This window comes from Paenibacillus sp. FSL K6-2862, assembly GCF_038005125.1.
Lineage (GTDB): Bacteria > Bacillota > Bacilli > Paenibacillales > Paenibacillaceae > Paenibacillus > Paenibacillus illinoisensis_A.
The window spans coordinates 2,234,500-2,246,643 of sequence record NZ_JBBOSN010000001.1; the positions used below are offsets into that span (position 1 = coordinate 2,234,500).

At 49.0% G+C, this 12,144-nt stretch carries 7 protein-coding genes; 5 read left to right on the forward strand and 2 right to left on the reverse strand.

Annotated elements, in window-relative coordinates; genetic code table 11:
• Positions 1-6 precede the first annotated feature (6 nt).
• Both MHB82_RS10440 and MHB82_RS10445 read right to left on the reverse strand, forming a co-directional pair.
• Positions 7-1,257, reverse strand: a complete 1,251-nt coding sequence (locus tag MHB82_RS10440; RefSeq protein WP_341174612.1) for a YqhG family protein — start codon at positions 1,255-1,257, stop codon at positions 7-9.
• Between the two features lie 2 nt (positions 1,258-1,259).
• Positions 1,260-3,020 (reverse strand): DEAD/DEAH box helicase, encoded by a 1,761-nt coding sequence (locus tag MHB82_RS10445; RefSeq protein ID WP_110759435.1) that lies wholly within the window; start codon positions 3,018-3,020, stop codon positions 1,260-1,262.
• Between the two features lie 333 nt (positions 3,021-3,353).
• Between MHB82_RS10445 and MHB82_RS10450 the strand changes: the two genes are divergently transcribed.
• The 5 genes from MHB82_RS10450 (at position 3,354) to MHB82_RS10470 (ending at position 12,128) form a co-directional block, all read left to right on the forward strand.
• The gene (locus MHB82_RS10450) at positions 3,354-5,990 is read left to right on the forward strand and encodes an adenosylcobalamin-dependent ribonucleoside-diphosphate reductase (protein ID WP_341174613.1); all 2,637 of its coding nucleotides are present in this window, start codon (positions 3,354-3,356) and stop codon (positions 5,988-5,990) included.
• Between the two features lie 588 nt (positions 5,991-6,578).
• The gene (locus MHB82_RS10455) at positions 6,579-8,663 is read left to right on the forward strand and encodes an acyltransferase family protein (protein ID WP_341174614.1); all 2,085 of its coding nucleotides are present in this window, start codon (positions 6,579-6,581) and stop codon (positions 8,661-8,663) included.
• A 208-nt stretch (positions 8,664-8,871) separates the two neighbouring features.
• On the forward strand, positions 8,872-10,185 hold the full coding sequence (locus MHB82_RS10460) for an extracellular solute-binding protein (protein ID WP_095358795.1): 1,314 nt from the start codon (positions 8,872-8,874) through the stop codon (positions 10,183-10,185).
• Between the two features lie 170 nt (positions 10,186-10,355).
• Positions 10,356-11,234 carry a carbohydrate ABC transporter permease gene (locus tag MHB82_RS10465; RefSeq protein ID WP_095287994.1) on the forward strand — a complete coding sequence of 293 codons (879 nt, stop codon included), beginning with the start codon at positions 10,356-10,358 and terminating at the stop codon, positions 11,232-11,234.
• Between the two features lie 39 nt (positions 11,235-11,273).
• Positions 11,274-12,128, forward strand: a complete 855-nt coding sequence (locus MHB82_RS10470; protein WP_341176621.1) for a carbohydrate ABC transporter permease — start codon at positions 11,274-11,276, stop codon at positions 12,126-12,128.
• Positions 12,129-12,144: the final 16 nt, after the last annotated feature.

Genomic DNA, 12,144 nt, shown 5'->3' on the forward strand with positions numbered 1-12,144 from the left:
CTGCGTCTATCTTAAATGAAACATGCCGCTGCTTATGGCCGTGACCTTCACTTTGGGCTCATACTGCCAGATCATTTCTGTCCGGCGGGTTTCGTATTGCAGTTTCATCGCCTCACGGTCCAGAACCGCCTGGCGTGCCTTCTCCTGCTCGGTATCCGTTTCCTCATCTAAGGGGACAGCCTGTTCAGCAGCAAGTTCGACATCCGAGTGTGTCTCCAATCCAGCCCTGCCTGCGGATATTCGATTCACAGGGGGGACATGGGAGTGATCCCCTTCAACAGTCTGAATTTTCATGGAATTAGTCCCGAGCTCTTGCCCGGTGGGAGCAGAATCACGACCAGCTCCTGTGGAATTGTCGTCTAACTCAACCTCAGGCGTATCCTCCCTAAGTACGGCTTCGTAATACGCATCAACCACAGCAAGTTCCAGGTCCAGTCGTGCCTTGGCTTGTTCAGCCCAACCATAATCCAGTTCCAGCAGACGCCTGGTAAGGTGTTTCTCGAGTGCTGCTCCAGCATCCGACAGCGATACCTTAGCTGTCTGGACATGCATGTTCTCAGCCAGCCTTGGGCTGAGGTCTCGCCGGTTCAGCTTGGAACCGAATTGTTCGATAATTTCACCTGTGCGAAGGGAGATGCCAAGAAAATGGAGCTCCTCCCGTTTCAAATCACAGGCGAATTCCACTTTGAAACATACACCAAGCCATGGTTCATATACAGCTGGTGCCGCAGCGCGCAGCTGACGTTTGGGTGCCTGCTCAAACAGGTTCACGAATGCGCCGCCTTCACGGGCTGCCTCGAAGATCTGCTGCAGTCTGCGACTGCCATAGACGACGTCTTCACGCAGGATGCGGCCGGGCCCGAGCTGCGGCAGAGCTGGAGTAATGCCAAAATAGCGGCCAAGAATGGTTTCTTTAGGTGCATCTGGTCCGGAACCAGACCCTGCGCTGCCTGGGCCGACAGGTCCGCTCTGACTTGGAGAGAGCGAGGGAGATGCCTGAGCGGCTCTGGCTTCTGCTGCCTCGATGGCTTGCTGATGCGCTGCCGGATCAAATACGAACGTAAAGGACATCGTCTCCGCCGGAGCTCCAGTGCGCTCAACAAATCCCCAATAGTACGGACGGTTGGTTAGAGCCTTGTCGGCCTCCGGCGATAGTTTAACAGTTAGATGTGCAGGAGAACGCTCCATGATCTGGCATTCCATGGCTTCGAGATAGGTTGTTACATAGGTTTGAACTTCTTGGGGTGACATGGTCATGGTCAGTGTCCTCCTTTGCCCAGATCTAGAAGGGAGACGGATGGCACTTCATCGGCGACTTCACGCTGAATGGAATTAAGTGATTGTCCAAGCGAATCCACTTTCCGGCGAATGTCATCTTCGTTCTGGGATTCGAGCATGATCTTATAGAGACTCTTTTCGATGGATTCCTTTTTCTCCAGGCGTTCCAGAATAACGTCCAGTCCGCCGATGACCATCTCGAACATATTGATCTTTTCATGCAGCAGATTCAGGATGTGTTCCTCAATCGTGCCTGTCGTCGACAGATTGTAGATGTTGACGTCATTTTGTTGTCCGAGCCGATGTACCCTACCAATTCGCTGCTCTACGCGCATCGGATTCCAGGGCAAGTCGAAATTAATCATGTGATGGCAAAATTGAAGGTTAATGCCTTCGCCACCAGCTTCGGTTGCGATCATGGCCTGAACACGGCCTCGGAAAAGGTCCATCATCCAGTCCTTTTTCCCCCGGTTCATACCGCCACGATATGGAACAGCTGTGAGTCCGTTGTTGCGAAAATAATTCAGCAGATACTCCTGCGTGGCCCGGTATTCAGTGAAAATGATGACTTTCTCATTCATGTTTCGAATCAGTTCCATCGTTTTCTCGGCCTTCGTATTTTCCTTAATGGCCTTGATATGGGCAACCAGATCCCAAATTTTGTCCCGGAGCGGGGAGTCCAGCGGGAGCTTCTTGGACAGATTGACCAGCGTAACAAACACTGCATCCCGGCTGCTGCACACCTCCCGCTGCAGCGTAACAAGGGAGAGCATGCTGCTCAGGTTTCCACCAGCCTCCTGATATTGATCTTTAACAAAGGAAGTTACCCCATCATAGAGTGCCTGTTCTTCAGGAGATAGCTGCAAATTCACATTGGAAACATTCCGCTTGGTGAACTGTACTGGCCCTTCACCGCGGCGGTTCCGGATCATGACTTTGGACAATTCGTCCTTAAGCTGTTCCTGGTTTTTGGGGATTCGTTTATCCACGACAAAGTTCGCACTAAAGTCACCTTGACGACCGAGCTGGCCCGGCTTCAGCAAGTTTATTAGATTGAACAGCTCGCTCATGTCATTTTGTACAGGTGTCGCCGTCAGCAGCAGACAATATTTTTTTCGCAGTTTCAGCATGAATTGATAGTTGGTCGTTTTTTTATTTTTGAGTTTGTGCGCTTCGTCAATAATGATCATGTCATAGTCCGTACTCAGCAAGATGTCCTTATGCGGATCTCGCTTAGCCGTATCCATGGAAGCCACCACCACTTCATTTTGCCAGGAATAGGCTTTTTTCTGTGCAACTGCGGGAATGCCAAACTTTGAATTCAGCTCTCGTACCCATTGAAGTACAAGGGATGCAGGCACGAGAATGAGGACCTTCGATACAAGACCACGGACCATATATTCTTTCAATATCAGACCGGCTTCTATGGTTTTTCCCAGACCCACCTCGTCGGCAAGAATGGCACGGCCTGACATTTCAAATAATACTTTGCGTGCAGTGTCCATCTGGTGCGGAAGCGGGGTCAGTCCCTGCAAATGCTTAAGACACTGTATTTCATCAAAATTGGGAATCAGATTGGTCTCTTCCGCTTGAATACCAAGCTGAAAGAGTCTGTAATCTCCCCAAGGACCGCCTTTATCGAGCCGTGACTCCAATTGGGTCAGCCAGCTGCGATCGAATTCGAGCGGAACGGGCAGTTCTGCTGCAGGTTGATTCATGTGAAGCGGATGTTTCCGGTTCATGGTGATGCCTCCCCTGCCATACATGATGACGTTTTATTCGTAGCTCATAGTATGGACGAATGAGAGGCAGTTCATAACCACCCTCCAAATAAGGTGCGAAATCGAACCTTTACGTCTAAAAAAATTCACAAATTTTGAATGAGAGAGTCTGATGGCGTAAGAGTGAGCTAGTCCAAGTACAGGGCGAATAGAAAGGCTGGCTGTGACTTAAGTCACATGGAAAATCAATATATGGTGTACTATACTGAATATGAATCACTATATGTGGTGTTTCGGCATATTTATACACATAATAGAAATGTAATGGGATTTTTGGGGAGGCTGTCAAACATAATGAATTCGAACAAATTGTCGCACAAGTTGGAAGGATTAAGTGAAAAAATATTTTTGGACCGTTATGCCTGGAAGGATGCTGATCCAAACCATGCCAAGGTAGGAGATGTTGTACTTGTTCTGACGAAAGATGACCCGAAGTTTCCGACAAAGGAAGTGGGGGAAATCGTGGAACGGCAGGGTCAGACGGTGAAAGTGAAGACTCGTAGTGGAGAAACGATCCAGACGGAAGTGGAGAAGCTGACACTTAATATAGAAAAAACACCGGAGGAGATGTGGGACCGGCTCGCGAGAGCGATGGCTTCTGTAGAATCCACTCCGGAAGAACAGCAAATGTGGCAATCCAAGTTCCGGGCTGTCCTGGACGATTGGAAGCTGGTTCCGGGAGGCCGAATTGCTGCTGGTGCGGGTGCTAGCGATGAGCTGACCCTCTTTAACTGTTATGTCATTCCTTCTCCACAGGACAGTCGGGGTGGCATCATGAAAACGTTGACTGAAATGACGGAGATTATGGCTCGCGGTGGCGGGGTTGGCATCAACCTGTCGTCACTCCGTCCACGTCGTGCAGTAGTTAAAGGGGTCAATGGATCTTCCAGCGGTTCGGTATCCTGGGGAGGATTGTTCAGTTATACCACTGGACTGATTGAACAGGGAGGCAGCCGCCGGGGAGCACTTATGCTGATGATGAACGACTGGCATCCGGATGTGATGGATTTTATTACCGTCAAACAAACGATGGGGCAGGTTACCAATGCCAATCTATCCGTATGCGTGAGCAACGCATTTATGGAAGCTGTCAAACAGGACGGGGACTGGGAACTTGTTTTTCCGGATACGAACGACCCCGAGTATGACAACGAGTGGAACGGGGATCTGCAGCAATGGAAGGAAGCCGGGCACCAGGTTATCCATTACCGTACAGTAAAGGCCCGGGATATATGGCGTACAATTATCGAATCGGCCTGGAAATCAGCAGAGCCGGGTGTTGTCTTTATGGAGTATTACAATCAGATGTCCAACAGCTGGTACTTTAATCCGATTATATGTACAAATCCATGCGGTGAACAAGGCCTGCCAGGATGGGGCGTCTGCAATCTATCGGCTATCAACTTATCCAAATTTTACGATGAAACCAGTCATGATGTAGCATGGCAGGAGCTGGCGGAGACGACACGAATTTCGGCGAGATTTTTGGACAATGTGATTGATGCAACACCTTATCATTTTGAGGAAAATCAGAAGAATCAGCAGCGGGAGCGCCGGGTTGGACTTGGCACGATGGGTCTCGCAGAGCTGATGATTAAGCTGCGCATCCGGTACGGCAGTCCGGAATCGCTTGAATTTCTGGATAAACTGTATGGCTTTATCGCAAAAGAAGCATACCTCGCATCAGCAGAGATTGCGGCCGAGAAGGGAGCGTTCCCTGCCTTTGAAGTGGAGCCGTACTTACAGAGTGGATTCATGAAAAATCTGGTCGGGACTTATTCGGAAGTGGGAGAGGCCATCCGCAAGCAAGGCATTCGTAATGTAACGCTTATCACGCAGGCCCCAACAGGAAGTACGGGAACGATGGTGGGTACGTCGACAGGAATCGAACCCTACTTTGCGTTTAAATATTTCCGTCAAAGCCGGCTCGGTTACGATGAGCAGTTTGTCCCCATTGCTCAAGAATGGCTGGATGAACACCCTGGCGAGGAACTTCCTGACTATTATGTAACGGCGATGGATCTGTCCGCAGAAAATCATATTCGGGTACAGGCAGCGATTCAACAGTGGGTGGACAGCTCCATCTCGAAGACGGCCAACTGTCCGGCTGATTTTACGGTTGAAGATACGGCACAGTTGTATGAGCTTGCTTTTGATCTCGGTTGTAAGGGAGTCACGATCTACCGGGACGGCAGCCGCGATGTACAGGTCCTATCCACGACGAAGAAGGAAGAGGCGAATAGCGAAGTAAGTGAACAAACAAGTGTGACAGATCCGGTAAAAGAAACAAGTGCTGCAAACGAAACGACAGCTTTCACGTCAGAACCTTCGGAGACAGAGAACGAGGGCAAAACAAGTGTGGCGGCTTCGCCTGCAGCCAAAGTACTGGATAAACAGTACAAGAGTCGTCCGCAGGTACTGCGGGGAGCAACGTACAAAATAAATACTCCGTTTGGCATGGCTTACATTACGATCAACGACCTGGGCGGCATTCCGGCGGAGATCTTCCTGAACGTGGGTAAAGCCGGTTCCGATGTATTCGCCATGGCAGAAGCGCTAGGAAGAGTGTGCTCCCTGTTCCTGCGATATGGTGACCACGGACATAAAGTCGAACTTCTTATCAAACATCTGAAAGGCATCGGTGGTTCGGGAGCGATTGGCTTTGGTGTAAACCGGGTAGAGTCCATTGCAGACGCAGTAGCGAAGGCGCTCGAAAGTCATGTACAGAGCACAGCTGAGGAGAATGCATCCTCTACTAATGAAGAGGCAGACCAGAGTGTGAATCGAATTTCTGAATCGGCGATTGTGGACGAACCATTAGCAACCTATACTGCATCGAGAGATTTGTGTCCTTCCTGTGGTTCAGCTTCATTGATCAATATTGAAGGCTGCAAGACTTGCAGCCAATGTGGATACAGCAAATGTAATTAGAGGATAGACATCATCCAGGTTCATGTGATGAGAAGAATACCGTTAAGGGTGACCAGCACTTTGGTCGCCCTTTTTGGACCTGACGTAGAATCAGCGGGCTTCAAAGGATGATTTCAACTAGAAGATTCCCGGAATAAAAGAGGATTCGTCCTTTTCACCTCCAGAGTCCTAGGCATCTAGAAGCATTTATGGGCAAAACTTTCAATCCGGCTGGGGATAGGTTTATAATGGATTGTGGCTGCTGAGGAAGTGGGCGGTCTTTTTGTATTGATATGGTAGTGAGGTAATATTACCCAGCCCAAGAAAAAGACTGTATTAAACGACAATTTTGGAGTATGATTTTACAGCTATATTAGCTGGCAGGAAAGGTTACATCGTTTCACCACTTTGTAACTACTGCTGTAATTTATCTCACTGCGCTTGAGCGTATAATGCTAAACGTGAGTGTTGATCGATATATTGGAAATGAATGACGAAAGGTGCAATACGTATGTTAATGACAACCAGAATCACGATGCGAAGCCAAGCTGATTTGCAACTGCCCCAGACATCCATGATGTGGGCCCGAAGCAACAAGGGGGGGCGCGAATGTCACAAACGTTGAACAACAGGCGGCATATGAACGGACTGGATGGTCTGCGGGCCATTGCCGTGCTTGCTGTGATTGGATATCATCTTAATCTGGGTTTTATTCCCGGTGGTTTGCTCGGTGTAGGCATTTTCTTTGTTTTATCAGGTTATCTGATTACAGATATTCTTGTGTCCCAATGGCAGGAACATGGACGCATATCACTCGGTGATTTTTGGGTGAGACGAATCAGACGTCTCGTGCCTGGCATGCTTACCATGACTGCAGTGGTCATGATTTGGCTTCTCTTCACAGATCCTTCCCGGCTTGCTTCCCTGCGTGGGGACGTTATATCGGGTGTATTATACATAAGCAATTGGTGGTATATCTTCCACCATGTATCCTATTTCGAGAGTTTCGGTCCTCCATCACCGTTCGGACATTTCTGGTCGCTTGCCGTGGAAGAGCAGTTTTACCTTGTGTGGCCGCTGCTCCTTATCCTTTCAATTAAGCTGTTCAAAAGAAAGGGATGGCTCGTTGTTTTTATTGTCGTTGCCGCTGAGTTATCTGCTGGAGCAATGGCTATTCTATACAATCCGAATCTGGATCCGAGCCGTGTATACTATGGTACGGACACGCGTGCTTTTGCCTTGCTGGCCGGGGCTGCACTGGCTGTAGTGTGGCCAAGCCGAAAACTGTCCTCCTCCCTTGCGAGCCTTAATCGAGCCGTGCTCGATGTATCGGGCTTGGCAGCGCTGGCCCTGCTGGTCTACATGATGCTGAACAGCAGTGAATATGAACCATCGCTCTACCAAGGGGGTATGGTACTTCAAGCCATAGCTACTACCCTGCTGGTCGCTGTGTTGGCTCATCCCTCTTCGATGCTGGGACGCCTGATTGGTGCAAAACCGCTGAGATGGATTGGGGAGCGTTCCTATGGGCTCTATCTCTGGCATTATCCTGTAATCATCCTGACAAGTCCTGTGGTTGATACGGGAGGTTTAGATCCGGTTCGAATGATTCTGCAGGTGGCAGCAACGGTAGTGCTGGCTTCACTATCATTGAAGTTTATCGAAAATCCAATCCGTTATAACGGATTCCGTGATACCTGTTCCCGGCTATGGGGTAGAGGGCGAAACGGTATTAGTACGCATCAGATATGGTTGAAGCGGGGCGGAGTGGTGATGTCAGTTCTGTTTATGTGCTTCACCGTGTCACAGATGATGATTTCCTCTGCGGCGAACTCCGACTCACATTCTGTATCGATGTCTACCACATTGAATGGAGAACATGCTGTGCATGAAGAGATAGGACAGGATGTTCTTCCGGCTCCTGTTGATACTGCAGGTTCCGGCCAGAAGTCGGCACCTCAGAAGAATGACAAGCCTGCAGATGATGGTGGCAATCAGCAAGACAAGCTAGCAGAGCAGACGTCGAAGCCAGATACACCTTCCAAAACGGAAGAACCGGCATCCGATGAAGGAGATGGAACGGCTGCTAACGAGCCGAACCAGACTGCTGCAGACGATGCTGGAAATAAGGATCATGCCGATGATAACGGGGCTGATACTGCGGGGAACCCGGATCAGCCAGGTGATGCTTCGCAAGAGGGTGGAGACAAAGCTCCCCCTGCTGAAGACGGCAAGATCCACTATACCGTGATAGGGGATTCGGTCATTCTGGATGCCAAGCCTTATTTGGAACAACATATGTCCGGGGTACACGTGGACGGTCATGTTGGCCGTCAAATGTGGGAGGCAGCCGATGTCCTGGATGGGCTCAAACGAAACGACCAACTTGGCAATCAGGTTGTCCTGGAATTGGGAACCAACGGTTCATTCAATTCCAAAAGCCTGGATTCTGTTTTGGATTACCTCAAGGATGAGAATCATGTATATCTGGTTACTGTCCGGGTCCCGCGTCCTTGGGAACGAACGGTTAACAGAGCATTGAACGAAGCAGCCTCATCCTACAGTAACGTTTCCCTCATCGATTGGAACAGTGCAAGCGAAGGGCACGATGAGTACTTTGAAAAAGATGGCGTACATTTAACAAAGGAAGGCTCGGAAGCTTTTGCAGCTCTTATCAAAAGCAGCATGAAATAAATTGAACTTATTCTTTTTCATACGAAATAGATTGTTTGCTTAAAGAGCTCTCACATAGAGAGCTCTTTTTGTTCTAATTACAAGTAACACGCTATTGGGTGTGGCATCCGATATTTTTCACCCCACCATCCGTGGATCGTCACCTTACGTTATGATAGCGTTACCATTTACAATGAGGGTATTCAAACAGCCAAGGGGGAGTATAGAGATGTTAAAAAGATGGCTTTCGGGTTTTGTGGCAATTGCCTTGTTTTCGATGGTACTCGCTGCCTGCAGTGGCGGTGATGCTTCGGAGGGAACGGGCAGCAGCGATAAAGTCACGGTTACGCTGTGGCATAACTGGACCGGACAGGATGCAAAGGCAGTAGCCATGCGTAAAATTATTGAAGATTTTCGGGCAGCACATCCAGATATTGAAGTGGTGGATGAGGGCTTGCCGACAGACGGCCTGAAAACAAGGCTCCGTACTGTAGCAGCTGCAAACGAAATGCCGGATTTGTTTGTGATGTGGCCGGATGCCATGACGAAAGAGTTTGTAAAAGGCGACCTGCTTCAGCCCATTAACACAGAGCTGGATGCGAAGCCGGAGTGGAAGGACAACTTTATCCCGAACGCACTGGATGGATATACGGTTGACGGAAACATCTACTCCGTGCCGATGAATCTGGCGCCAAGTTCCTTCATTTATTACAACGAAGCACTGTTTAAACAGTATAACGTCAAAGTTCCTGAAACGTGGGCTGAATTGGAACAGGCCATTGCAACGTTTAATGAGAACAAGGTTATTCCAATGGCCCTGGGGAACAAGGCAAACTGGGTAGCACAATCAACGATCTTCAGTACATTGGCAGACCGGATTACGGGTACAGATTGGTTTCTGAAAGCAGCAGCCCAGGAGGGTGCCAGCTTTACGGATCCGCAGTTTATCGAGGCGTTAAACAAAATGCAGGAGCTTGGTAACAGCAAGGCATTTCAGGATGGGTTCAACAGCATTGACGAAACCCAGATGATGCAGCTGTATTTTCAGGGGAAAGCAGCCATGGTCATGAATGGTGGATGGGCCCTGGCGAACCTGGTGAACAACGCACCTGCGGAGGTATTGGACAACACGCATATTACTATTCTTCCCCCGGTAGATGGTGGTGAAGGAGAGCCAAGAACGACATCAGGCGTGGTAGGTACCGGTTTGGGTGTAAGCAAAAAGCTGAGCGGTGCCCAAAAAGAGGCAGCCATGGAGCTGTTCTATGCCCTGGCAGGACCTGACGGTCAAAAGGCTACGCTGGACAGCAGTACACTCGTTAGCTACAACATTGAGCTGGACAAATCCAAGGCACATCCTTTGTTCATTGAATTGTACGACTTGATGCAGGAAGTGAAGATTAATCCGGTTTACGATTCCAAGCTGGGGTCTGCAACGGTTGAAGTTATTAATAATGGATTGCAGGAACTGTTGATGGGCGGCAAAGCGGAAGATATCGCTGCCAAAATTCAGGCTGCACAGGCCAATGCCGCTAGCAACTAACAGAATGGATGAGGAATAGGTTGTAGATTGAAAACGCTCGGTGATTCGTACTTCATGAGATTAACTGAGCAGTATAGCCCCTTCCCGGCAGGGGAGGGGTTTTCCGTTTTATTTGCAGGCTTCAATGTGTGAAGGGGATATGTAAGGTATTAAAGAAGGGAAGTGAAGGAATGAATGCACTGCGCAGTCGTCGCTTTATTATGCTGGGGCTTGCTCCGGCAGTCATCATATATGCATTGTTTGTATTTGTTCCGGTTGTATGGTCAGCCTATTACGGCTTCTTCAACTGGTCCGGCATCGGGGAGTCCAAATATATCGGTCTGAATAACTATGTCGAGATCTGGCATGACCCGGTATTCTGGCGGGCACTGAAAAATAACGTCATTTTTGTACTTGCCTCCGTGTTCGGTCAGATTCCGTTAGCACTGATGCTCGCGGTCATTTTACACAAAAGCAATCCGCTGCAGCGCTTCCTGCGCTCTGCTGTCTTCCTGCCCATGGTCTTGTCTACCGTCGTTATCGGCATGATCTGGCAGTATATCTATCATCCGCAGATCGGGATCCTGAACTTCCTGCTGGATGCGCTCGGTCTAGAGAGCTGGAAGCTGCAATGGCTGTCTGACGACAAAATTGCCATCTTCTCTCTCGTACCGCCACTGCTGTGGAGCTTCGTTGGTTTGTACCTGATTATTTTCATCTCTGCGCTGCAAAACATTCCTGGTGAAATTCATGATGCTGCCAAAATTGACGGCGCTTCGGGCATCCGTAAGCTGGTATCGATCTCACTGCCCATGATCTGGGGAACCGTGCAGGTTGCGATCATTCTGTGTATTTCGGGTAGTCTGAAATCGTTTGATCTGGTGTACATCATGACCAAAGGTGGTCCGGCTCATGCAACCGAGCTGCTCGCTACGTATATGTATAATTCAACCTTTACAACCTACCGTTATGGTTTCGGTAGTGCAATCTCGACAACCATCGTATTGATCTCCTTGCTGCTTATCGGAACAAGCCAGTGGGTGACCAGTCGCAAAAGAAAAGAGAATTAGAAGAGAGGGGGAACTGCAATGAGTACGACACCTGTAACGATGCCATCACCAGGAAGAGCTTCAGGTCATCCGGTTCGCCGGCTGCGCAGCGGAATTGTTTGGACGCTGCTGACGGTGTATGGTATTTTAACATTGTATCCGTTTTACTGGCTTGTGATCAGTGCGTTCAAAACGAATGAAGATTTCTACAGCAGGCCATTTGGTTTGCCGGTCCAATGGAATGTAGCCAATTTCAGCAATGCGTGGGAAAGTTCCAAATTGGGTACGGCATTTGGCAACTCACTGGTGGTATCATTAGGATCATTGATTTTGACTTTGTTTATTGCAGCTCTAGCCTCATTCATACTGGCACGATTCCAGTTCCGCTGGAAAGGGCTGGTCATGACCTTTTTCGTTGTAGGCATGCTGATTCCCATTCATAGTACACTGGTTCCTTTGTTCATTCTGATGAAGCAGATGTCTCTATTGAATACGTATTGGGCATTAATCCTGCCGTATACGGCCTTTGCATTGCCAACTGCCATCTTTGTACTGACGGCATATCTGACAAGTGTACCACGTGACATTGAAGAGGCAGCGTTTATCGATGGAACAGGTCTGTGGGGACTGTTTACCCGGATCATGCTGCCGATGTCAGTGCCTGCCTTGTCCACCGTTACAATTCTGAGTTTTTTGCATGCTTGGAATGACTTTTCGTTCGCACTTGTATTCATTAACAAGACAGGATTGAAAACGTTACCGCTGGCGATTGCGAACTTCGCAGACGGATACCAGACGGATTATGGATTAACGCTGGCCGCCATGACATTGTCGGTTATCCCGACCATTATTCTATATCTTGTTTTTCAGGAACAGGTTATGAAAGGCATGACGGCTGGAGCGGTTAAGGGTTAAACGAAGGCGCATCCAG